The sequence below is a fragment of the Streptomyces sp. NPDC057136 genome, from assembly GCF_042670885.1.
Taxonomy (GTDB): domain Bacteria; phylum Actinomycetota; class Actinomycetes; order Streptomycetales; family Streptomycetaceae; genus Streptomyces.
This window is the reverse complement of record NZ_JBHUUV010000046.1, coordinates 15,907-36,779: the sequence shown is the minus strand read 5'-3', so window position 1 is coordinate 36,779 and position 20,873 is coordinate 15,907. Positions and strand designations below refer to the sequence as shown.

Below are 20,873 nucleotides of genomic sequence, written 5' to 3'. Positions count from 1 at the left end.
CCTCGGTCGGGACAGTCGGGTCAGTCGAGTACGAAGCTCTCCAGATAGGCGGGGTTCGCGCGGTCGAGCATCGACTGCGACCTGGCGCGGATCTGCCGGTCGCTGTGCTCGCTCGGCGGCAGCATCCAGAAGCGGTCGGCGCGGATGCCGTCCACGACGGTCTGCGCGACCTCGTCGACGTGTGTGAACCGCACCTCGTGGCCCGCCGCTCTCATGGCGGCCTCCCATTGGCCGAGGCTGCGGTAGGGGGTCTTGCGGGGCTTCTCCTTGGCGTACCGCTCCGGCCGGTTGCGGTGCGACTCCCACAGGCCGGTGCGGAGCATGTGCGGGCCGGGGAAGAGCACCGAGGCGCCGACTTCCGCGCCGTCCGCCCGGAGATGGGCGTAGAGCGACTCGGTCATGGTGACGACGGCGGCCTTGGTGACGGCGTACACGGAGGCGGTGGGCAGCGGGGCGATACCGCCGTCACCCGAGGAGGTGTTGACGACATGACCGGGGGCGCCGCCCGCGATCATGCGCGGCACGAACGCCTGGACGCCGTGGAAGACACCCCACACATTGACCGCGAACGCCCACTTCCAGTCGTTCGGCTCGTGCTCCCACATGCGGCCCTCGGCCCCGGAGCCGACCCCCGCGTTGTTGCAGAGCACGTGGACGGCTCCGAACGTGTCGTACGCGGAGTCGGCGAGGGCTTCGACGGAGTCGCGTTCGCTGACGTCGGTGATCCGGGCGAGCACCTGGGCACCGCCCTCGATCAGTTCGTCGGCGGCCTTGCGCAGCGCCTCCTCCTCGACGTCGGCGAGGACGACCTTCAGCCCTTCCCCGGCGAACTTCCGTGCCATCGCGAGCCCGATGCCGCTCGCGGCGCCCGTGACGACGGCGACCTGCCCCTCCTCCAGCCTCATCGGACGCTCCCTTCCGGCGGACCGTCGAGGATCTGCTGCGGATCGTCGTAACGCTGGTGGATGTACGGAAGCAGCGCGTCGGCGCTCACCCGCTCGACGGCCCTGCCGCGCTGGTCGCTGGTCTTCTCGCCGAGCGTGATCTCGATCAGACGGAGTACGGGGAGGTCGGCGACCGGGTCGTACACCGATTCGCGCAGCACCACATCGCCCGTGATCCGCTCCAGCCTGCGGACCTTCTCGTGGCGGGTGCAGTGGATCAGGACGGGGTCGCCGTCGAAGCCCTCGCCGTCGACGGCGGGCAGGAACTTGAAGTAGAAGTCGAGCTTCGTCGTCGGTTCGGGGAGCGGGAGCGTTCCGTCGACCGCGCCGCGCACCTCGACGAACGCGATGCCGTGCCGGGCGAGCACGGCCCGGACGACGAGACCTTCGCGTTCGACGGTGACCTCGCCCAGCTTCTTCGGTTCGCCGAAGACCTCACGGCCGCCGGTCAGCGCCCGTTCGTGGGTCATCGGCATGACGAGCGGATACCAGCCCTCGTGCCCGTCGTGCACGGCGGCGACGGCGACGGAGCCGGCACCCAGCGGATAGCCGGGGAGGTCGACCTTGCTGATGTTGGCGCGCACCAGCGGGCGTTCGGCCGGTTTCAGGGGCGGCGGGAGGACGGCCGCCACCGCGTCGGGGTCGCTCTCCCAGAGCGCGACCACACCGGTGGACCAGATGTCGGGGAGCTTGGAGCCGGCCGCGCGGGCCGCCGCGATCTCGGCCCCGGTGCGCGCGCCGTACCGTACACGTGCCATGTCGTACCACCCTTCGTCGGTAGCCTGTAACACAGTTACACCGGGAGAGATGACGGGTAAAGAGCCGTGCACGTACGGGAACGGGGAACTCCATGCCACGCACCGCCCTGACACGCGACGAGGTGCTCGACACCGCCGCGGCGCTCGTCGTCCGCCACGGGCCCGGCTCGCTCACCATGCGCAGGCTCGCCACCGAGCTCGGCACCGCGGTCACCTCCATCTACTGGCACGTCGGCAACCGCGAATCGCTCCTGGACGCCCTGGTGGAGCGCACCGTCCAGGAGATGGGCGCGATCCGCCCCGCCGGCCGCACTCCGGTCGCCCGGATCGTCTCCCTCGCCCGCGGTCTGCGCCGCGAGCTGCGTGACCGCCCCCATCTGATCGCGATGGTCCACGAACGCGGACTGACGGAGCGGATGTTCCTGCCGGTCCAGCAGGCCCTGGTCCACGAGGTGCACGCGGCGGGGCTGCGCGGCGCCCGGGCCGCCGAGGCGGTACGTGCCGTGCAGTTCCAGGTCGTCGGCTTCCTGCTCGTCGAGCGCAATCGTGAGCGCTCGCCGCTCCAGTCGCCGGGCGAGGAGGAGCTGTGGAGCGTGGCCACCGCCGAGCACGACCCGGCGCTGGCCCGGGCGCTGGCCCGGCCCGCCGACCCGGAGCGGTTGTTCACCGTCTCCGTACGCGCGTTGGCGCAGTCCCTGATCGACTCCGGTCCCGCTCCGGAGACGGCCGAATAGGGGACTGTCAGTCGCGGCCCGTATTCTCTGTGACCATGCTCGACGACCGCCAGACTGCAGCGCCGTGGCCGACCGCCTACCCCCAGGGGTACGCGGTCGTCGACGTGGAGACCACCGGACTCGCCCGCGACGACCGGATAGTGTCGGCTGCCGTCTACCGGCTCGACGCCCAGGGAAATGTCGAGGACCACTGGTACACGCTGGTCAACCCCGAGCGGGACCCCGGTCCCGTCTGGATTCACGGGCTGACCAGCGATGTCCTGGAAGGCGCCCCGCTCTTCCCCGAGGTGGCCGCGCAGTTGTCCGAGCGGCTCGCGGACCGGGTGCTCGTCGCGCACAACGCGGCCTTCGACTGGTCGATGATCGCCCGGGAGTACGCACGCGCCTCGGTCGTCGCGCCCGTCGAGCAGCGGCTGTGCACCATCGCGCTCTCCAAGGAGCTGCGCCTGCCGCTGCCCAACCACAAGCTGGAGTCGCTGGCCGCGCATTTCGGCGTGGTGCAGCAGCGCGCCCACCACGCGCTCGACGACGCCCGGGTGCTGGCCGAGGCCTTCCGGCCGAGTCTGCACGCGGCGGCGCTCGGCGGAGTGCGGCTGCCGCTGCTGGAGTGCCGGCCGCTGACCGAGTGGTCCGACTCCCCGGTCACCCCTCGGATCGGGTATCAGGCTTCGCACGGTCAGAACAGCTGGCGGGCCTCGCGCAAGCTGCCGGCGTGCCCGTATCCGAATCCGGGACGGTACGAGAAGGACAAACCTCTCATGCAGGGCATGCGGGTGGCGTTCTCCGGGGACACCTCGATCGACCGCGAGCTGCTGGAGGACCGTGTGGTGGAGGCCGGACTGCATGTGGCGAGCAGCGTCTCCAGGCTGACCAGCCTGCTCGTCACCAACGATCCGGACGCCGCGACGTCGAAGACGGTGAAGGCGAAGTCGTTCGGCACGCCGATCCTGGAGGAGAGCGCCTTCACCCATCTGTTGCGGGACGTGGCGCCGGCGCCGTCATCGGAGTGAACCGGGCGCGACTCGCCCGGCATCCGCTCGCCCGCCGCCGCCTCGCGTCCCACCCTGTGGCGCATGGCACGTTGCGAGGTTTGCGGAAACGACTACGGCATGTCCTTCGAGGTGCACGCGCAGGGCGCGGTGCACGTCTTCGACTGCTTCTCCTGCGCCATTCACCGCATGGCGCCCATCTGTGAGCACTGCCGGGTCCAGGTCATCGGACAGGGCGTCGAGGTCGACGGCCACTGGTACTGCGGCGCTCACTGCGCCCGGGCCGAGGATGGGGCGGGCATCGTGGACAAAGTGTGACGGGCCGCCCCGGCCCCACCCCTCCGTACCGCACCCCATGACCCCGGTTGTACCGTCATGGGGTGTACCGCTTCCTGTTGACCCGGCAGTGGGTGATCCTCACCCTGCTCGCGCTCGTCCTGATTCCGACCATGGTCGAGCTGGGTTTCTGGCAGCTGCACCGGCATCAGCACCGGGTCGCCCAGAACTCGCTGATCTCCCAGAACCTCAAGGCGAAGCCGGTCCCGGTCTCCGAACTGACCTCCCCCGGGCACACCGTCCCGCGAGCCGACTACTGGCGCGCGGTCACCGCCACCGGGACGTTCGACACCGCGCACGAAGTGGTCGTACGGCGGCGGACCTCCGATGACGACCGGCTCGGGGCGCTCGTCCTGACCCCGCTCGGCCTCACGGACGGCGGCACCGTCCTGGTGAACCGGGGCTGGGTGCCGACCGACGGCGACCAGCGGGCGTTCCCGAAGGTCCCGGCCCCGCCCAGGGGCGAGGTGACCGTCACCGGACGCCTCAAGGCCGACGAGACGACGGGCAGCAGCGGCATCAAGGACCTGGCAGGTCTGCCGGACCGCCAGGTCATGCTGATCAACAGCGACCAGCAGTCCGAGCTGCTGTCCCGGCCGGTCCTGGGCGGCTACCTCGAACAGACCGGCCCCGAGCCCTCCGGCGGCTCCCCCGAACAGATCGCCTCCCCCGACGACAGCTCCATCGGCTCGCACATGGCGTACGCCGTGCAGTGGTGGCTGTTCGCCGCCGGAGTGCCGGTCGGCTGGGTGATTCTCGTACGCCGGGAGAAGCACGACCGCCAGGAGGCCGCGGCACGGGGCGAGAGCGCCGAAGAGCCGGGGCAGCCCGCGACCGCGGGCGCGTCCGTCTGAGGAAGCACACTCGCCGGCCAAGGTCTGCTTAACAAGCCGCATGTTCGGGAACACGCCAGAGCGTGACCCCACGCATCGAGGACTACGCCCTCATCGGCGATCTCCAGACCGCCGCACTGGTCTGCAGGAACGGTTCCGTCGACTGGCTCTGCCTGCCCCGCTTCGACTCCGGCGCCTGCTTCGCCGCGCTGCTCGGCGACGAGGACAACGGCCACTGGCGCATCGCTCCCAAGGGCACGGACAGCTCGGACACCTGCACGCGACGCGGCTACGCAGGTGACTCCCTCGTCCTGGAGACGTTCTGGGAGACCCGGACCGGCACCGTCAAGGTGACCGACTTCATGCCTCAGCGCGACAAGTCCCCGGACCTCATGCGGATCATCGAGGGGATCAGCGGCAGCGTGGACATGAGTTCAGTACTGCGGCTGCGCTTCGACTTCGGTTCCGTCGTGCCCTGGATGCGCCGCTCGTACGGCCACCGGGTCGCGGTCGCCGGCCCCGACTCCGTATGGCTGCGCAGCGATCCGCCGGTCAAGACCTGGGGACAGCAGTTCTCCACCTGCTCCTCGTTCACGGTGGCCGAGGGCGAGCGGGTGGCGTTCGTACTCACCTGGCACGCCTCGCACGCGCCGCGTCCGAAGCTGATCGATCCTTACAAGGCGCTCAAGCACACCCTGTCCGACTGGGCGAAGTGGTCGGCGCAGTGCACCTACCGGGGCAGGCACCGTGAGGCCGTCCTGCGCTCCCTCATCACCCTGAAGGCGCTCACCTACGGTCCGACGGGCGGCATCGTGGCGGCCCCCACCACCTCGCTGCCCGAAGAGATCGGAGGCGTACGGAACTGGGACTACCGCTACTGCTGGCTGCGGGACTCCACGCTGACGCTCGGCGCCCTGCTCGCGGCCGGATATCTGGAAGAGGCCGCCGCCTGGCGGGACTGGCTGCTGCGGGCCGTCGCCGGGGACCCCGCCGACCTCCAGATCATGTACGGCCTGGCCGGTGAGCGCAGACTCCCCGAGACGGAGCTGCCGTGGCTGCGCGGATACGAGCACTCCCGGCCGGTCCGTACCGGCAACGAGGCGGTGCGGCAGCGGCAGCTCGATGTGTACGGAGAGGTCATCGACTCTCTCAGACTGGCCCGTGACGCCGGTCTCGAGGACAAAGCGCACGCCTGGAAGATCCAGCTCAGTCTGCTCGGCTTCCTGGAGTCCACCTGGCGCGAACCGGACGAGGGCCTTTGGGAGATCCGCGGGAAGCGCCGCCATTTCGTGCACTCCAAGGTGATGGCGTGGGTCGCCGCCGACCGTACGGTGCGCTCCCTGGAGGAAACACCGGATCTGGAGGGTGACGCCGACCGCTGGCGGGCGATGCGGGATGCCGTGCACGCGGAGGTCTGCGAGAAGGGCTACGACCCCGTACGCAACACGTTCACACAGTCGTACGGGTCCAGGGCGCTGGACGCCGCGACGCTGCTGATCGTGCGGACCGGGTTCCTCCCGCCCGACGATCCCCGGGTCATCGGCACGGTCGACGCGGTACGGGACGAGCTGGGCAGCGACGGTCTGGTGCGCCGCTACAGCACCGACGGCGTGTCCGTCGACGGGCTGCCGGGCAGCGAGGGCGCCTTCATCGTCTGCTCGTTCTGGCTGGCGGACGCGCTGCTGCGGACCGGCCGGGCGGCCGAGGCCGAGGAGCTCTTCGAGCGGCTGCTCGCACTGCGCAACGACGTGGGGCTGCTCTCCGAGGAGTACAGCACGGTGGCCGGGCGTCAGCTCGGCAATTTCCCGCAGGCGTTCAGCCATATCGGGCTGGTGAACACCGCGGTCGCACTCGCGGCGCAGGACCCGGCAGGATAGGGCCATGGATCTTGGACTGAAGGACCGTGTGTACATCGTCACCGGCGCGACCCGCGGGCTGGGCAACGCCACCGCGCGCGCCCTGGCCGCGGACGGCGCGAAGGTGGTCATCACCGGCCGGGACGAGAAGAGCGTCACGGCGGCAGCCGCCGAACTGGGGCCCGACGCCGTGGGGCTCGCCGCCGACAACGCCGACCCGGCAGCCGCGCAGCTCCTCGTGGACACCGCGAAGGAACGGTTCGGCCGGCTGGACGGCATACTCATCAGCGTCGGCGGTCCCGCGCCCGGCTTCCTCGCGGACAACAGCGACGAGCAGTGGCGGACGGCCTTCGGATCGGTCTTCCTCGGGGCCGTACGTCTGGCCCGTACGACGGCCGCCGCGCTCGGCGAGGGCGGGGTCATCGGCTTCGTGCTCTCAGGCTCGGTCCACGAGCCCATCGCCGGTCTGACCATCTCCAACGGTCTGCGCCCCGGCCTCGCGGGCTTCGCCAAGTCGCTGGCCGACGAGCTGGGCCCCCGCGGCATCCGCGTCGTGGGGGTCCTGCCGGCCCGGATCGACACCGACCGGGTCCGTGAGCTCGACGCGCTGTCCGGCGACGCCGAGGCGTCCCGTACCGCCAACGAGGCCCGGATTCCGCTGCGCCGCTACGGCACGCCGGAGGAGTTCGGGAAGACCGCGGCCTTCCTGCTCTCCCCCGCCGCGTCCTATCTGACGGGCATCATGGTCCCCGTCGACGGCGGTTCACGGCACGGTTTCTGACCGCTGCGTGCCGGGCCGGATCTGTCCTGTCCGGGCGTCAGCTCACCCGTTCCGCACGGTGCTTGACGGCCTTCAGACGGACCTCGGCCGGCAGCTCGGCCAGTCCGGCGGAGTCCCTGGCATGGGCCAGTGCCTCGTCGGCGAGGCCGCGCAGCGTCTGGTCCGGGGCCGCGTGCGCCTCCATCAGCAGCCGGATCCTGGCCCGCGGTGCGGAGCGCCGGCCCGTCAGCACGACCTGGGCGCGCGAGACGCCGTCCAGGGCGCCGGCCTCATCTGAGAGCGCGCCCTCCAGGGCCCTGCCCCGCAGCAGTGCCCCCTCGCCGTCGCCGCTGTCGACCAGCACCTCGGCGAGGCGGGCACGGCGCAGCTGGGCCAACAGCCACCACAGGGCGAGGACGACCACGACCGCGAGGACCGCGATCACCGTCGGCCACCACCAGCCGCTGTCGCGCCAGCGGTCCCGGTCGGCCTCGCTGAGCAGCACGTCGTTCTTGCCGTCCCACGGCCACCAGGACGGCAGGGACGCGCCGAGTCCCGCGGCGAGGACGGCGCCGCCCACGACGATCAGCACCAGCCCGGCCAGGCCGAGCAGTACCCGGTTGACGGTCCTGAGCACGCCGTTCACCCCTTCTTCGCCGGCCGGCGGACATGCACGGAGAGGCTCGGCGGTCTGGCCAGGCCCAGCTCCTTGATGCCCGTCCCGAGTACGGAGTCCAGGTCGGCCCGTACGTCATCGAGTTCACGGAAGTGCGATACGGCGCGCACCGCCACCTTGCTCCGACCCATCCGGACCCGCACGGACTGCACACCGGCCACTTCCACGGCCCGGTCGCGCAGGACCATGGCGGCGGCGGTGCGGTCGAGCGCCGCCCTGACGTCGACGTGGTCGCGGCGCATCGGGAGCAGGTCGCGCAGCCCGGGAGTGGCGGCGAGGAGGATCAGCCACAGACCGAGCGCCGCCGCGACGGCGGCGCCGGTCAGCACCCAGACGTCGTCCACCGGCCGTTCGGCCAGCTCGTCCGCGAGGGAGCGCCGCCACTGCATCGCGGGGTGGTCGGCGCGTACCGCCGCGACGTCGTAGAGCAGGAGTCCTGCGCCGCCCAGCACCACCAGGGCGACCACTGCCGCGGGGATACGGCGTGCGGACCAGAATCTGCCCGCCCTGCCACCGTGCTCCAGGGTCGGGACGGGGTCGTGCTCGGCGGCCGAGGTCGACTGGTCCAGCTCCCGGACACCGCCCTTGGCCAGGGGGTCGGCGGTGGGCAGTCGCTGCGTGCCGCTCTCGGTGCCTTCGGTGCTCCCGGTGCTCTCGCCGTGCCGGGGCTCGCTCATCGGATCCTCCCCTGCGCCGCGGCGCCCGGTCCTGTGCTGTGGAGCCGTTCGACCTGCACGGCCACCTCGGGCACCTCCATCCCCGCCAACGTCTTTACCCGCTCCATGACTTGACGACGCACGGCCCCGCACTGGCGGCCGATGTCGGAGGGGTATCCGAGTTCCAGACTGACCCGTACGCGGGCGGAGTCCCGGTGCACGGTGACCGTGGCGCGCGGGGCTGCGCCCTCCTTGGGCGCGTCGGTGATCGCTTCCTTGGCCGCCTGGGCAGCGATCTTCGCGACGACTCTGTCGGCGATCCGAGTCTCCCCGCGTTCCGCGGCGGCGACCCGGTCAGTCACCGCCGTCACCGTCGCCGGTCGCCGCGCTCGCGACCTCGGAAGTCGCCACGCTCGCGACCTCGGAAGTCGCCACGCTCGCGACTTCGGAAGAAGTCACCGGGTTCCAGATCGCCGTCCAGGAAGCGGCCGGCGATGAAGCCGACCGCACCCAGCGCGGCCACCAGCAGAAAGGCTCCGAATCCGCCGAAGTATCCGGCGAATCCCAGCGCCATGCCGGCCAACAGGCCGACCACAGCCATGCTCATCGTGCGCTCCTCAACTGTCTTTCGGCGCAGGGCTACTGGAGACGTGGCTCGGGCTGCTCCTCGTCGTCCTCCTCATCCGGCAGCTTGACGTCGCTGACCGCGATGTTGACCTCGACGACTTCCAGACCGGTCATCCGCTCGACCGCCGCGACGACGTTCTCCCGTACGTCGCGAGCGACGTCGCCGATCGACACTCCGTAGTCGACGACGATCTCCAGATCGAGTGCGGTCTGCGATTCGCCGACTTCGGCCTTGACGCCCCGGGTGACGGACCTGCTGCCGCCGGGAACACGGTCCCGGACCGCACCGAAGGTCCGGGACAGACCACTGCCCATCGCATGGACACCGACCACATCGCGCGTGGCCATTCCGGCGATCTTCTCGACCACGCCGTCGGCGATGGTGGTGCGGCCACGGGTCGCGGGGGCTCCCCCGCCACGCCTGGTCAGCGAAGACTTGCCTCGGTCGTCTCCGCCGGTTTCCTTGTCAGGGGTGCGCTGCTGGCTCTCGGTCATCGCCGCTCTTCCCTTCGGGGACAGGGTTGGACTTCACTCTGCCCACGTTAAGTGCGCTTGCCCCGTTCCGCGCCGTGGATGCGGCAGGGTGGGGGGCATGACGACGGCGGACAGCCCCCAGCGGGCCGATGGATGGACGGCTGCGGTACGGCAGCGACTCGGCCTGGGCCGGTTGCTTCCTCTGGGCGGTCCCGGGGACGGAACCTGGATCGCGGAACGGGCGGCGGCCACGGTGCTGCGGGACGCCGCCGCGGGATCGGGCGCGGTCCTGGGGAAGCTCAGGATCGGGCCGGTGGACGCCGATGCGGACCCTGCTCCGGAAGTGGCCGGGGTCGTGGTGCCCGCTCCCCCCAGTGCGTATCCCGCCGGGCCGATGCGGATCGAGGCGGAGTTCTCGGCCACGATGGACCAGCCGCTGCCCGCCACGGCAGCGGCGCTGCGCTCGGTGCTGCTGGACACGGCACGGCAGCGGCTCGGCATGGTCGTCACCGAGGTCGATCTCCGGGTGACGGAGCTGCTGGATACGGCGCCCGAGCCGTTCGCGGCCCCGGCCGCCGAGGTGCGTGCGGCGGAGGCGGACGGGGTGGCGGGGACCGCGGCGGCCGCGGTGCCCGGCGTCGTGGCGCTGACCCGGGTCCTGGGCCGTGCAGTGCACACCGGCGAGGATCATGTCCGGGTCGAGGTGGCGACGGCCGGGGACCACCGGGCGCTCGATGTGGCTCAGGCAGTGCGCACGGCGGTGACGGCGGCGGTGGAGGGCCACCCGCCGGTCGGTGTACTCATCACCGCCGTGGTCGCACCGGGTTGACGGAGGCGTCCGCTCAGTCGGTGACGCCCGCCAGGTCGCGCAGCCTGCGGCCCTGGGCGGCCCGCTCGGCGGTGCGCTGCTCCTCGTACGTACGGTAGGCGGCGCCGCTCAGCAGGGCCTTGGTCTCGACGACGGCGTCGCGAGGGGCTGCCAGGAGTGCGGCGGCCAGGTCGCGGGCGGCCTCTTCGAGCTGGTCGGCGGGCACGACGAGGTTGGCGAGGCCGGTGCGCTCGGCCTCGTCGGCGTGCACGAAGCGGCCGGTGGCACAGATTTCGAGCGCGCGGGCGTACCCCACGAGGTTCACCAGGGGGTGCGTGCCCGTGAGGTCGGGGACGAGACCCAGACTGGTCTCGCGCATGGCGAACTGCACGTCGTCGGCGGCGATCCGCAGATCGCAGGCGAGAGCGAGCTGGAAGCCGGCACCGATCGCGTGGCCCTGGACGGCCGCGATCGACACGATGTCGTTGCGGCGCCACCAGGTGAACGCCTCCTGGTACTCGGCGATGGTCGCGTCGAGCTCGGTCTCCGAGCCACGCGCCATGTCGAGGAAGGACGGCTCACCGTCGAACCCTTCCGGGCTGAACGCCTGCCGATCGAGTCCCGCGGAGAAGGACTTGCCTTCGCCGCGCAGCACGACGACCCGCACACTGCCGGGCAATGCCCGTCCGGCCTCCGTCAACGCCCGCCACAGAGCGGGAGACTGAGCGTTGCGCTTGGCCGGGTTGGTGAGAGTCACTGTGGCAACCGCGTCATCGACGGTGAGCCGTACGCCGTCCTTGTCGAGCACAGAGTCGAGCGAGGTCATGGGACGCCTCCGGATCGGGTGCTGTCAGCACTTCACTGATAAGTGACTGAACAGTAACCACCCGGACGACCCTGCGGCCGGCCGGGTGGCCACCACGATTTCCGGTGAGCCCCGGGGCAGGTTCCACGAACCGCCCCGACCGCCGTCGACGGTCAGGCCGTAGCGGCCTTCTTGCCTCGTGTCGCTCCGCCGCGTCCCCGCAGCGTCACTCCGGACTCGCTGAGCATCCGGTGAACGAACCCGTAGGACCGGCCGGTGTCTTCGGCCAACGCCCGGATACTCGCACCGGAGTCGTACTTCTTCTTCAGGTCTGCCGCGAGCTTGTCACGCGCGGCGCCGGTAACCCGGCTGCCCTTCTTCAGAGTCTCGGCCACCCGTGCCTCCTCATAGGAAGTGCGCTCTGGACTCTCATGATCACCCCTCATGCGCTTCCTGGCCACCCATTCGGCAAGGTCTCTGCGAGCGGTTTCGGGGTCCGGGCGCACGTCGACACGAACGGAATCCCATATTCCGCAGGTCTGCGCGGACGGGTGGGGAAAGCAGCCGGAAGAACCACCAGGTCAGGGCCGTGGGCGTTCGGCGGCCCCACATGGGTGCGCCCGGCAGGTATCTGCCGGGCGCCACGCCGAGGTACGAGAGCCACTCACGCAGATGATGGATCACACGTAGGCCGAATGATCCATACGGAGTGGATCAGTGAGTGGATCAGCCGGCGTCGACCCCTCCCGAAGGGGGTCAGGCCAGGGCCACCAGGTCCCGGTAGTCCGCACCCCACAGGTCCTCGACACCGTCCGGCAACAGGATGATGCGCTCCGGCTGGAGCGCCTCGACCGCGCCCTCGTCGTGCGTGACGAGGACGACGGCGCCCTTGTACGTGCGCAGGGCGCCCAGGATCTCTTCGCGGCTGGCCGGGTCGAGGTTGTTCGTGGGCTCGTCGAGGAGCAGGACGTTGGCGGAGGAGACGACCAGGGTCGCCAGGGCGAGACGGGTCTTCTCACCACCGGAGAGCACGCCGGCGGGCTTGTCGACGTCGTCTCCGGAGAACAGGAACGAACCGAGCGTCTTGCGGACCGCCACGAGGTCGAGGTCGGGCGCCGCGGAACGCATGTTCTCCAGGACGGTGCGGCTCGGGTCGAGGGTCTCGTGCTCCTGGGCGTAGTAGCCGAGCTTGAGGCCGTGGCCCTCGATGATCTCGCCGGTGTCGGCCTTCTCGGCGCCGCCGAGGAGACGGAGCAGGGTGGTCTTGCCCGCACCGTTGAGGCCCAGGATGACGACCCGGGAGCCCTTGTCGATGGCGAGATCCACATCGGTGAAGATTTCGAGCGAGCCGTACGACTTGGACAGGCCCTCCGCCATCAGCGGGGTCTTGCCGCACGGCGAGGGGTCGGGGAAGCGCAGCTTGGCGACCTTGTCGGAGACCCGTACGGCCTCCAGGCCCGAGAGCAGCCGGTCGGCGCGCTTGGCCATGTTCTGGGCGGCGACGGTCTTGGTGGCCTTGGCGCGCATCTTGTCGGCCTGCGCGTTGAGGGTCGCGGCCTTCTTCTCGGCGTTCTGACGCTCGCGCTTGCGGCGCTTCTCGTCGGCCTCGCGCTGCTGCTGGTACAGCTTCCAGCCCATGTTGTAGACGTCGATCTGGGCGCGGTTGGCGTCGAGGTAGAAGACCTTGTTGACGACGGTCTCGACGAGGTCGACGTCGTGGGAGATCACGATGAAGCCGCCGCGGTACGTCTTGAGGTAGTCGCGCAGCCAGACGATCGAGTCCGCGTCGAGGTGGTTGGTCGGCTCGTCGAGGAGCAGGGTGTCGGCGTCCGAGAAGAGGATGCGGGCCAGCTCGACGCGGCGGCGCTGACCACCGGAGAGGGTGTGCAGAGGCTGGCCGAGCACCCGGTCGGGCAGGCTGAGCGCGGCGGCGATGGTGGCGGCCTCGGCCTCGGCCGCGTACCCGCCCTTGGTGAGGAACTCCGTCTCCAGGCGCTCGTACTTCTTCATGGCCTTCTCACGGGTGGCGCCCTGGCCGCTGGCCATGCGCTCCTCGTTCTCCCGCATCTTGCGCAGGATGGTGTCCAGGCCACGGGCCGAGAGGATGCGGTCGCGGGCCAGGATCTCGAGGTCGCCGGTGCGCGGGTCCTGCGGGAGGTAGCCGACTTCGCCGGAGCGGCTGATGGTGCCGCCGGCGGGGGTGCCCTCACCCGCGAGGCACTTGGTGAGAGTGGTCTTGCCTGCTCCGTTGCGGCCGACGAGGCCGATGCGGTCGCCCTTGGCGATACGGAAGGAGGCGGACTCGATGAGGATGCGGGCGCCGGCGCGCAGCTCGATGCCGGAAGCGGTGATCACGGGGAAAACTCCAGGGCGGTATGGACGGCGGAGGGAGGACTACGGGTTCACGACTCGACGCCGTCTAATGCACAAGGAGAATTGCCATAGGGCCATTCTACTGGCGGTGTGCAACTCCTTTTCCGCGTGCTGCGCGGGACGAACCATCCGATACTCGGCGCAGGGCGGCTCGGCGCCGCCGGAGCCGAGGGTGGTGTGCCGATGAACAGCGTGCAGGGCTAATGGCGCCAGGAGTTCGACCGGCACGGCGGGACGGACGGCGCCGCCCGGACGGTGCTGTTCAGCGACCGGGTCGGCCCGGCCTGCAGGGCGGCGACCTCTGCGGTCGGGCCCTTCCACTGCCCTGGCGACCGGGGACGCTGAGCAGCTCGCAGGACGGGCGGCAGGGCGCGGACAGCAACGCGGTGGACCGCTGCGACACCTTCGGCTGAGGCACGGAGGGCATTGTCAGTGCCCGGTGGAACACTGAGACACAGATCACATCAGAGCAGTGGAAAAGGGTGAGCGTCATGGCAGGCACGGCAAAGGGCGTACCGACGATCTATCCGACGATTCTTTACGCGGACGCGAAGGCCGCGATGAGGACCCTGACCCAGGCCCTCGGCTTCACCGAGGAGGCGGTGTACGAGGGGGAGAACGGCCAGGTGCTCCACGCCGAGCTGTCCTGCGGCAACGGCAGGGTGATGCTCGGTTCCAAGGGGCACGAGGGCGTCTTCGCCAAGGCGATGGAGGGGGCGGGGCCGGCCGGTGTGTACGTCGTCGTGGACGAGGTCGACGAGCACTACGCGCGGGCGGTGGAGCACGGGGTGGAGATCCTGATGCCGCCCACGGACCAGGACTACGGCTCACGGGACTACATGGCGCGGGACGCGGAGGGCAATGTGTGGAGCTTCGGTACGTACGCCCCGGGGTCCTCGGACTGACCCCGGGGGCGTTCGCAGTATGCGCGGCTACTCGCCGCCGGTGTGGACCTGGAAGGCGGCGCGGCGTACGGCTTTGGCCAGGGCGGGGTCCGGGTGCGCGGCGGCCAGGGCGACCAGTACCTGCACGGTGCGCGGGTGACCGACGGCGCGGACCTCGTCGAGCAGGGCCGGGACCGTGCCCTGGACGGCGGAGTCGAGGTGGCGGACCAGCAGCCCGGTCTCGCCGTGGTCGGCGACGGCCGCCGCCGTGTCGACCCAGAGCCAGGTGGCTTCCTCGCGGCTGAGGACCTCCTGGGCGTCGTCCGGGTCGGTGCCCTCGTATTCGGCGAGCCAGAGCAGGGCGTAGGGCCGTAGCGACACATCGGTGACGACGGAACGCACCACGGGTTCGGCGGGGGCGCCGACGACGCGGAGCGCTTCGAAGGCGAGGCCGCGCAGGAGCGCGTCCTCGCCGCGGGCCACGGCGAGCAGTTCCGCGACGGCGCTGCCGACGGGGCGTGCGGCGAGCCACGCGCGGTATTCGGCGCGGGCCGGGCCGGGGGTGAGGCGGGCGCAGCCGAGCAGCATGTCGGCCGCGGACTGTTCGATGTTGCCGGCCGGGCTCTGGGCGGCGACGCAGATCTGTTCCAGCTTGACCCAGACCGCCCAGTTGCCGAGCGGGGTGAGGGTGGCGTGTCCGGAGCCGAGGGTGAGGGCTCCGACGGCGGCCAGCCCTTCCAGTGCCCAGTCGAGCAACAGCGCGTTCAGGTCGGCGGACCCGTCCGCTGGCCGGCCGGTGACGGGGGCGGCGGGCAGGTGCGGGCCGTAGGCCACCTCGCACCGCTCCTCGTGGAGTTCCGCGACGCGCTGGCCCAGGAGATCGAGGAGGGCGGGCACGGTGACCGGGCCCGCGGAGAGCTGGAGGAGGGAGAGCACCTGGGGTACCGCCTCGACCGCTTCGGCGACGGTGGTCGCCTCGATGTCGCGGGGCGCGGCGTGGACGAGTGACCAGGCGTCGAAGAGCGCCACCCAGCCGCGGAGCACGGCGGAGTCGTCGCGGTCCCAGGCACGCAGCCGCCAGCCGGGGCGCACCGTGTCGCCGTGCAGTTCGACGAGTCCGGCGAGCCTGGCGCGGTCCCAGCCGGCCCGTACCTGCGCCGGGGACAGTTCCAGTGCCGCCGCGGCCCGTTCGAGGGCGTGGGCGGTCGGCGGGGCCGTACCGGGGCTCGCGCCGTCGGACGCCCAGTGGGCGATCCGTACGGCGTCGGCGAGCACGGTCCTGGCCTGACGGGCCAGTTCCGCCGGGGGCGGGGTGCCCTCGGGAGGGCGGGGGGCCGGCCTGGTGCGCCGGGTGGTCACGGCCTTGCGGGCGGTGGCAAGGGGTCGCGGGCGGACAAGTCGCAGCCTGGAGTCGCGCGGGGTACGGGACGTCACGGGGAGCAGTCTTGCCTCTGACGGCCCGAAAGCCCAAACGGAAGCCGGCTCCACGGTTTACGGGGGCGTCCGGAGACCGCTCACCAACCGGGCCTATCGGTCACAACGCCTCACATCAGAGGGGTGAGGAAGCGCCGGAGCGCCTCTTCGTACCGCGCCGGGTCGGCATTCCACATCGCCGCATGCGGAGCGTGCGGTACTGCGTGCAGGGTGACCAGGTCGGGGCGGAGTCTGGCGAGCGTCTTCGAATCCGCCCACGGAGCCAGGGTGTCGTCCGGGCTGTGGAAGATCAGCGTCGGGGCGTGCAGGGCGGTGGGGAGGGACGTGTCCAGCAGCGGGGTGCCGCGGAGTCCGGCCCGGCCCTGCGCGGCGCGGACCGCGAGGGGCAGCAGCGCGGCGGGGACGCCGCGGGCGGCGGCCAGGGCGCGCAGGGTGGCCCGCCAGTCGAGGACCGGTGAGTCGAGGACGAGGCCGCTGATCCGGTCGCGGAGCGCGCAGTTGACGGTGGCGTGCAGGGCCATCGTGGCGCCGGTGGACCAGCCGTGGACGATGACGCTGTCGGCTCCGTACCGCACCGCGTAACGGATGGCGGCGTCCAGGTCGCGCCATTCGGACTCGCCGAGGTGGCCGAGGCCGTCCGCGGAGCGGGGAGCTCCGGCGTCGCCGCGATAGGCCAGGTCCAGCACGGGCAGCTTCTGGGCGTTCAGGAACCCCATCAGGTTCATGGGGTGGTCCCGGGTGGTTCCGAGGCCGTGCACGGTGATCACCCAGACGTCACGGGCAGCGGGCACGAACCAGGCGGGCAGGACGCCGAGCTCGCCGGGGATCTCGACCTCCTTGAAGCCGAGCCCGAGTGCGCTGCCCGGGTCCCCGCTGCAGAGCTCGGGGGTCATACGGACCTTGGCGCCCGGTTCCAGGCTTCCGTGGACGACTCGCTCCAGCCGGCGGACGACGGTGTCGGCGCCGTGCTCCGCCCCCTCGATCACCGGTCCGACGACGGCGTGGACGCCGGAGTCGACCAGTCCGTACGTACCGGGGCGGAGTGCGGCGAAGGAGCGGGTCAGGGTGACCTGTCCGGCCGCCGTGGCGTGCACGGTGAGCCTGCGGTCGCCGGGGAAGGGATGTCCGGACGACACCTTGAGGGCGGCGTCACTGGCATACCGGCCGGCCGCGACCGCTGCCGCGCCGACGCCGAGAATCGTGGTGACGGCCGCTGCCGTCGCTGTAGCCGGGCGCATGCTTCAGTGTCACGGCGCCCGCGGCGCGGTGCCAGTGGGCGGGGCCGTCCGATGCGCGCCGACGCGCGTCCCGGGACGTCAGCCCGGCTGGCCGTAGTTCTCCAGGGCGTCCTGTACGTCGCGCAGCTGGGCACTGGAGAGCAGGGTCGGCCGGTGGCCGGGCACGGAACTCGCGGTGATCCAGAGGCGGCACAGCCATTCGAGCTGGGCGGTGCGGTCGTACGCCTCGTCGAGGGTGTCCCCGTAGGTGACGGTTCCGTGGTTCTGGAGCAGGCAGCCCGTGCGGTCGCGCAGGGCGGTGAGCATGTTCTCGGCCAGTTCCCGTGTCCCGTAGCGCGCGTAGGCGGCGGTGCGGACGGGGCCGCCGAGCATCGCGGCGGCGTAGTGCACGAGCGGGACCTCGGGAACGAGGGTGGAGACCGCTGTGGCGTGCACGGCGTGGGTATGGACGACGGCGGCGGCGCCGGTGTGGCGGTAGACGGTGAGATGGAGCGGGAGTTCGCTGGTGGGGGCGAGCTCCCCGAGCACCTGGCGGCCTTCGAGGTCCACGCCGACCGCGTCCCCGGGACGGAGCCGGTCGTACGGCACGCCGCTGGGGGTGACCAGGACGATGTCTCCGACCCTGGCCGACACATTGCCGGAGGTCCCGACGACGAGGCCGTCGGCCGCCGTTCTGCGGGCCGTTGCCACAACGCCGTCCCAGGCCCGTCGGATCGCTTCCTGATGCTGATCGCTCATGCGGAAATCCTATGAGCCCGGGGTGAGTCCGGGGAGAGTGCGGGGCGGACGGGCGCCGGAAGTGCGGCTCGGGTGACCAGGATCTCTTGAGGGGCCCGAAAGTGGCGGAAATGCTTCCCCAACGGGCCGTACGGAATGGCTTCCTCCGGGCGCCGGACGGGCCGTGCCGCTCCTCCCCCTCACAAGCGGAGCGTCGGCACTCCGCTTGGGGTCACCACAGCGCCCTGCTCAGTTCACCTTCCGTTCATTCAGGTTGCCTACGGTCCACGTGCCACTGACGTCGAGCGATTGCCTGGGTAAATGGAACACATCACACTGCTGCTTGCGATTGTGATCGTGACAGCTCTCGTGTTCGATTTCACGAACGGTTTCCATGACACTGCCAACGCGATGGCCACCACCATCTCGACCGGCGCCCTGAAGCCCAAGACAGCGGTGGCGATGTCCGCCGTTCTCAATCTGATCGGCGCGTTCCTGTCGGTGGAGGTCGCTAAAACGATCTCCGGCGGGATCGTCAACGAGGACGGCCTCAGAACCGAGGTCATCTTCGCGGCGCTCGTCGGCGCCATCCTGTGGAATCTGCTGACCTGGCTGGTGGGCCTGCCCTCCAGCTCCTCGCACGCGCTCTTCGGCGGTCTCATCGGCGCCGCGGTCATGTCTGCCGGCTGGTCCTCGATCGACGGCGGCACCGTCGTCACCAAGGTCCTGCTGCCCGCCATCGCCGCCCCGCTCGTCGCCGGTCTCGCGGCCCTGCTGGCCACCCGGCTGACGTACCGGATCAACCGGAAGGTCACCGACGAGGCGCAGCTGAAGTCGACCGCCAAGGGCTACCGGGCCGGCCAGATCGCCTCGGCCGGGCTCGTCTCTCTCGCCCACGGCACGAACGACGCGCAGAAGACGATGGGCATCATCACCCTGGCCCTGGTCACCGGTGGCGTCCTGGCCCCCGGCTCCAACCCGCCGGTCTGGGTCATCGTCTCCGCCGGTCTCGCCATCGCCATGGGCACCTACCTCGGCGGCTGGCGCATCATCCGCACCATGGGCAGCGGCCTCACCGAGCTCAAGCCGCCGCAGGGCTTCGCCGCCCAGACCAGTGCGGCCACGGTCATCCTGGCCTCCTCCCACCTCGGCTTCTCCCTCTCCACCACCCAGTCCTGCTCCGGCGCCGTCATGGGCGCGGGTCTCGGACGCAAGGGCGGTGTGGTCCGCTGGTCCACCGCCACGCGGATGTTCATCGCCTGGGGCCTGACCCTGCCGGCCGCCGGTCTGGTCGGCGCGGGTGCCGAGTTCCTCACCAAGCAGGGCAGCTGGGGCGTCGCCGTCGTCGCGGTCCTGCTCGTCGCGGGCTCCGGCGCCATCTGGCTGCTGTCGCGCCGCAAGCCGGTCGACCACACCAACGTCACGGACAGCCAGGAGTCCGAGCCCGCCGGCGTCGTCACGACGGCCATGGCGGCCGTGACGACGCCGCCCACGGCCACCGCGGCCATGGAGATCAAGTCCACCATCCCGGCCCCGGCCGGCACCACCGCCGACCCGGTCAGCCCGGCCACGGTCTAAAGGGCAGGAACTACCACCATGAAAATCGACTGGGCAGCTCTTGCCTCCGTCTTCGGCGTCAGCCTCGTGGTCACCGTGGCGCTCGTCGGCCTCTTCACCCTCGGCATCATCGGCCTGTCCAAGCAGGCGGCGACGGCCTCGGCCGGCGGCTCCGGCGGCTCTCTCGCCCTGGCCCGCACCGGCGCGTACCTCTGCTTCGGGCTCTGCGCCGCGGCAGTCACGTACGGGATCTACCTGATCGTCGCCTGACGACAGACGTAACCCACTCGCCGTTGATCTGCGTGGAGCCCCGCAGGTCAACGGCGAGTTGACGGGCGTTCGCAGAGCGTGGTGGACTGCCCGTGCCGTTTACGGCGACAGAAGAGGAAGCCGGTGCGAATCCGGCGCGGTCCCGCCACTGTCACCGGGGAGCACTCCCCCCACACCGGAAGTCACGGTCCGCACGCGGACTGGAAGGCCGGGGGAACTGCGGATCCGGAAGCCAGGAGACTCTCGTCGCCGGTCACGTCGAACCAGGGCGCGGACCCTGAGTGAGGACATATGTCATGCCCGGCTGCTGTGCGCCCGATCCTGTGTCACCTGCCAGAACGTCCCGTGCATCGGCGGGCTGAGCCATGCGTGCCGACCGCATCTTCGCGTACGGCGCCACGGCCGGTCTGATCGGCGATCTGCTCCTGGGTGATCCCCGCCGGGGTCACCCCGTCGCCGCGTTCGGGCGGGCCGCCGCAGAGATCGAGAACCGCCTGTGGCGCGACCACCGCGGGTGGGGCGCGCTCCACACGCTGATCTGCGCCGGAGGCGCCGCGGGCGCCGCCGCGCTCACCGCCCGTGCCGTCCGTGACCGGCCCGCCGTGGCCGTCGCACTGACCGCCGCCGCCACCTGGTCCGTCATCGGCGGTACCTCGCTGGGCCGCGAGGCACGCGCCATCGGCGGTGCGCTCGCCGCCGGGGACCTCGACACTGCCCGCGAGCGGCTGCCGCATCTGTGCGGACGCGACCCGCAGGCGCTCGACGGGCCCCAGATCGCCCGCGCCGTCGTCGAATCCGTCGCCGAGAACACCTCGGACGCCGTCGTCGGCGCCCTCGTCTGGGGTGCGCTGGGCGGAGTACCCGGCCTCGTCGGCTTCCGTGCCGTCAACACCCTCGACGCCATGGTCGGGCACAAGTCGCCCCAGTACCGGCGGTACGGCTGGGCCTCTGCCCGCCTCGACGACCTCGCAGGCTGGCCCGGGGCCCGCCTCACCGCCGCACTCGCCGTGGGCGCCGGGGGGGGGGCCCCGCCGGCGGGGCGGGGCGGGCGCGCGGGCGCGGGCCAGCCCCCCCGCCCCCCCCCCGGGCCGCGGGCCGCGGGGGGGGCGGGGGGGGGCGGGGTTGGGTTGGCAGGGTGGGGCCA

The 20,873-nt window shown here is 71.3% G+C and carries 24 protein-coding genes, 1 pseudogene and 1 riboswitch; of the genes and pseudogenes, 12 read left to right on the top strand and 13 right to left on the bottom strand.

The genetic code is table 11. The features are described 5' to 3' along the window. Positions 1–20: 20 nt before the first annotated feature. Both ACFT7S_RS34170 and ACFT7S_RS34165 read right to left on the bottom strand, forming a co-directional pair. On the bottom strand, positions 21–905 hold the full coding sequence (locus ACFT7S_RS34170) for an SDR family NAD(P)-dependent oxidoreductase (RefSeq protein ID WP_382738898.1): 885 nt from the start codon (positions 903–905) through the stop codon (positions 21–23). Then, positions 902–1,702 carry an acetoacetate decarboxylase family protein gene (locus ACFT7S_RS34165; protein WP_382738895.1) on the bottom strand — a complete coding sequence of 267 codons (801 nt, stop codon included), beginning with the start codon at positions 1,700–1,702 and terminating at the stop codon, positions 902–904. Before ACFT7S_RS34165 ends, ACFT7S_RS34170 begins: the two co-directional genes overlap by 4 nt. A 92-nt stretch (positions 1,703–1,794) precedes the next feature. Between ACFT7S_RS34165 and ACFT7S_RS34160 the strand changes: the two genes are divergently transcribed. From ACFT7S_RS34160 to ACFT7S_RS34135, 6 genes are all read left to right on the top strand, one after another. Continuing rightward, positions 1,795–2,436 carry a TetR/AcrR family transcriptional regulator gene (locus tag ACFT7S_RS34160; protein ID WP_382738892.1) on the top strand — a complete coding sequence of 214 codons (642 nt, stop codon included), beginning with the start codon at positions 1,795–1,797 and terminating at the stop codon, positions 2,434–2,436. 29 nt (positions 2,437–2,465) lie between these two features. Further along, positions 2,466–3,446, top strand: a complete 981-nt coding sequence (locus ACFT7S_RS34155) for a DEDDh family exonuclease (protein WP_382738890.1) — start codon at positions 2,466–2,468, stop codon at positions 3,444–3,446. Between the two features lie 63 nt (positions 3,447–3,509). Beyond that, on the top strand, positions 3,510–3,743 hold the full coding sequence (locus ACFT7S_RS34150) for a hypothetical protein (protein WP_382738887.1): 234 nt from the start codon (positions 3,510–3,512) through the stop codon (positions 3,741–3,743). A 62-nt stretch (positions 3,744–3,805) separates the two neighbouring features. Continuing rightward, the gene (locus ACFT7S_RS34145; RefSeq protein WP_382738884.1) at positions 3,806–4,615 is read left to right on the top strand and encodes an SURF1 family protein; all 810 of its coding nucleotides are present in this window, start codon (positions 3,806–3,808) and stop codon (positions 4,613–4,615) included. Between the two features lie 62 nt (positions 4,616–4,677). Beyond that, positions 4,678–6,471, top strand: a complete 1,794-nt coding sequence (locus ACFT7S_RS34140; protein ID WP_382738882.1) for a glycoside hydrolase family 15 protein — start codon at positions 4,678–4,680, stop codon at positions 6,469–6,471. 4 nt (positions 6,472–6,475) lie between these two features. Continuing rightward, entirely contained in the window at positions 6,476–7,231 is a 756-nt protein-coding gene (locus tag ACFT7S_RS34135) for an SDR family oxidoreductase (protein ID WP_382738879.1), read from the top strand. A 37-nt stretch (positions 7,232–7,268) separates the two neighbouring features. Here ACFT7S_RS34135 and amaP read toward each other — a convergent pair whose 3' ends face one another. Genes amaP through ACFT7S_RS34110 form a run of 5 tightly spaced genes read right to left on the bottom strand, consistent with a single transcriptional unit; the run spans position 7,269 to position 9,664 of the window. Continuing rightward, positions 7,269–7,847, bottom strand: a complete 579-nt coding sequence (amaP, locus tag ACFT7S_RS34130) for an alkaline shock response membrane anchor protein AmaP (protein WP_382738877.1) — start codon at positions 7,845–7,847, stop codon at positions 7,269–7,271. A gap of 5 nt (positions 7,848–7,852) precedes the next feature. Next, the gene (locus ACFT7S_RS34125; protein WP_382738874.1) at positions 7,853–8,563 is read right to left on the bottom strand and encodes a DUF6286 domain-containing protein; all 711 of its coding nucleotides are present in this window, start codon (positions 8,561–8,563) and stop codon (positions 7,853–7,855) included. After that, a complete protein-coding gene (locus ACFT7S_RS34120; protein ID WP_382738871.1) occupies positions 8,560–8,913 on the bottom strand; it encodes a hypothetical protein in 354 nt (117 codons plus the stop codon). The genes ACFT7S_RS34125 and ACFT7S_RS34120 overlap by 4 nt, the downstream gene beginning before the upstream one ends. Further along, positions 8,910–9,149: a hypothetical protein gene (locus tag ACFT7S_RS34115; RefSeq protein ID WP_382738868.1), complete on the bottom strand. Its 240-nt coding sequence runs from the start codon at positions 9,147–9,149 to the stop codon at positions 8,910–8,912. The genes ACFT7S_RS34120 and ACFT7S_RS34115 overlap by 4 nt, the downstream gene beginning before the upstream one ends. Before the next feature lie 32 nt (positions 9,150–9,181). Continuing rightward, positions 9,182–9,664 carry an Asp23/Gls24 family envelope stress response protein gene (locus ACFT7S_RS34110; protein ID WP_382738865.1) on the bottom strand — a complete coding sequence of 161 codons (483 nt, stop codon included), beginning with the start codon at positions 9,662–9,664 and terminating at the stop codon, positions 9,182–9,184. A gap of 97 nt (positions 9,665–9,761) precedes the next feature. Here ACFT7S_RS34110 and ACFT7S_RS34105 point away from each other — a divergent pair, with 97 nt between their 5' ends. After that, positions 9,762–10,472 carry a hypothetical protein gene (locus tag ACFT7S_RS34105; RefSeq protein WP_382738862.1) on the top strand — a complete coding sequence of 237 codons (711 nt, stop codon included), beginning with the start codon at positions 9,762–9,764 and terminating at the stop codon, positions 10,470–10,472. Positions 10,473–10,485: 13 nt separating this feature from the next. Here the strand turns inward: ACFT7S_RS34105 and ACFT7S_RS34100 are convergent, their stop codons facing one another. From ACFT7S_RS34100 to ACFT7S_RS34090, 3 genes are all read right to left on the bottom strand, one after another. Next, positions 10,486–11,277 (bottom strand): enoyl-CoA hydratase/isomerase family protein, encoded by a 792-nt coding sequence (locus ACFT7S_RS34100; RefSeq protein ID WP_382738859.1) that lies wholly within the window; start codon positions 11,275–11,277, stop codon positions 10,486–10,488. Positions 11,278–11,429: 152 nt separating this feature from the next. Next, a complete protein-coding gene (locus tag ACFT7S_RS34095; protein ID WP_328909431.1) occupies positions 11,430–11,651 on the bottom strand; it encodes a helix-turn-helix domain-containing protein in 222 nt (73 codons plus the stop codon). Positions 11,652–12,012: 361 nt separating this feature from the next. Next, entirely contained in the window at positions 12,013–13,611 is a 1,599-nt protein-coding gene (locus ACFT7S_RS34090) for an ABC-F family ATP-binding cassette domain-containing protein (RefSeq protein ID WP_382738856.1), read from the bottom strand. Between the two features lie 201 nt (positions 13,612–13,812). On the opposite strand from ACFT7S_RS34090, the pseudogene ACFT7S_RS34085 reads away from it, so the two are divergent. Then, positions 13,813–13,965, top strand: a pseudogene (locus ACFT7S_RS34085) (neutral zinc metallopeptidase); the annotation flags it as partial. Positions 13,966–14,120: 155 nt separating this feature from the next. After that, positions 14,121–14,534 carry a VOC family protein gene (locus tag ACFT7S_RS34080; RefSeq protein ID WP_382738853.1) on the top strand — a complete coding sequence of 138 codons (414 nt, stop codon included), beginning with the start codon at positions 14,121–14,123 and terminating at the stop codon, positions 14,532–14,534. A gap of 27 nt (positions 14,535–14,561) precedes the next feature. Here the strand turns inward: ACFT7S_RS34080 and ACFT7S_RS34075 are convergent, their stop codons facing one another. The 3 genes from ACFT7S_RS34075 to ACFT7S_RS34065 form a co-directional block, all read right to left on the bottom strand. Further along, complete coding sequence (locus tag ACFT7S_RS34075) at positions 14,562–15,872, bottom strand: hypothetical protein (RefSeq protein ID WP_382738932.1); 1,311 nt, start codon at positions 15,870–15,872, stop codon at positions 14,562–14,564. Between the two features lie 185 nt (positions 15,873–16,057). Next, positions 16,058–17,185 carry an alpha/beta hydrolase gene (locus ACFT7S_RS34070; RefSeq protein WP_382738850.1) on the bottom strand — a complete coding sequence of 376 codons (1,128 nt, stop codon included), beginning with the start codon at positions 17,183–17,185 and terminating at the stop codon, positions 16,058–16,060. Between the two features lie 78 nt (positions 17,186–17,263). Further along, on the bottom strand, positions 17,264–17,923 hold the full coding sequence (locus tag ACFT7S_RS34065; RefSeq protein WP_382738847.1) for a class II aldolase/adducin family protein: 660 nt from the start codon (positions 17,921–17,923) through the stop codon (positions 17,264–17,266). 300 nt (positions 17,924–18,223) lie between these two features. On the opposite strand from ACFT7S_RS34065, the gene ACFT7S_RS34060 reads away from it, so the two are divergent. The 3 genes from ACFT7S_RS34060 to ACFT7S_RS34050 all read left to right on the top strand — a co-directional run. After that, positions 18,224–19,480 (top strand): anion permease, encoded by a 1,257-nt coding sequence (locus tag ACFT7S_RS34060; RefSeq protein WP_382738844.1) that lies wholly within the window; start codon positions 18,224–18,226, stop codon positions 19,478–19,480. A gap of 18 nt (positions 19,481–19,498) precedes the next feature. Beyond that, on the top strand, positions 19,499–19,729 hold the full coding sequence (locus tag ACFT7S_RS34055) for a hypothetical protein (protein ID WP_382738842.1): 231 nt from the start codon (positions 19,499–19,501) through the stop codon (positions 19,727–19,729). Between the two features lie 111 nt (positions 19,730–19,840). Then, positions 19,841–19,972, top strand: a riboswitch (cobalamin riboswitch). 122 nt (positions 19,973–20,094) lie between these two features. Beyond that, the coding region (locus tag ACFT7S_RS34050; RefSeq protein ID WP_382738839.1) for a cobalamin biosynthesis protein at positions 20,095–20,873 on the top strand (779 nt) is incomplete at its 3' end.

Coding starts and splice junctions, on each gene's coding strand:
- ACFT7S_RS34170 (WP_382738898.1), bottom strand. CDS start 905: ATGAGGCTGGAGGAGGGGCAGGTCGCCGTCGTCACGGGCGCCGCGAGC.
- ACFT7S_RS34165 (WP_382738895.1), bottom strand. CDS start 1,702: ATGGCACGTGTACGGTACGGCGCGCGCACCGGGGCCGAGATCGCGGCG.
- ACFT7S_RS34160 (WP_382738892.1), top strand. CDS start 1,795: ATGCCACGCACCGCCCTGACACGCGACGAGGTGCTCGACACCGCCGCG.
- ACFT7S_RS34150 (WP_382738887.1), top strand. CDS start 3,510: ATGGCACGTTGCGAGGTTTGCGGAAACGACTACGGCATGTCCTTCGAG.
- ACFT7S_RS34135 (WP_382738879.1), top strand. CDS start 6,476: ATGGATCTTGGACTGAAGGACCGTGTGTACATCGTCACCGGCGCGACC.
- ACFT7S_RS34125 (WP_382738874.1), bottom strand. CDS start 8,563: ATGAGCGAGCCCCGGCACGGCGAGAGCACCGGGAGCACCGAAGGCACC.
- ACFT7S_RS34115 (WP_382738868.1), bottom strand. CDS start 9,149: ATGAGCATGGCTGTGGTCGGCCTGTTGGCCGGCATGGCGCTGGGATTC.
- ACFT7S_RS34110 (WP_382738865.1), bottom strand. CDS start 9,664: ATGACCGAGAGCCAGCAGCGCACCCCTGACAAGGAAACCGGCGGAGAC.
- ACFT7S_RS34105 (WP_382738862.1), top strand. CDS start 9,762: ATGACGACGGCGGACAGCCCCCAGCGGGCCGATGGATGGACGGCTGCG.
- ACFT7S_RS34100 (WP_382738859.1), bottom strand. CDS start 11,277: ATGACCTCGCTCGACTCTGTGCTCGACAAGGACGGCGTACGGCTCACC.
- ACFT7S_RS34080 (WP_382738853.1), top strand. CDS start 14,121: ATGGCAGGCACGGCAAAGGGCGTACCGACGATCTATCCGACGATTCTT.
- ACFT7S_RS34070 (WP_382738850.1), bottom strand. CDS start 17,185: ATGCGCCCGGCTACAGCGACGGCAGCGGCCGTCACCACGATTCTCGGC.
- ACFT7S_RS34065 (WP_382738847.1), bottom strand. CDS start 17,923: ATGAGCGATCAGCATCAGGAAGCGATCCGACGGGCCTGGGACGGCGTT.
- ACFT7S_RS34060 (WP_382738844.1), top strand. CDS start 18,224: ATGGAACACATCACACTGCTGCTTGCGATTGTGATCGTGACAGCTCTC.
- ACFT7S_RS34055 (WP_382738842.1), top strand. CDS start 19,499: ATGAAAATCGACTGGGCAGCTCTTGCCTCCGTCTTCGGCGTCAGCCTC.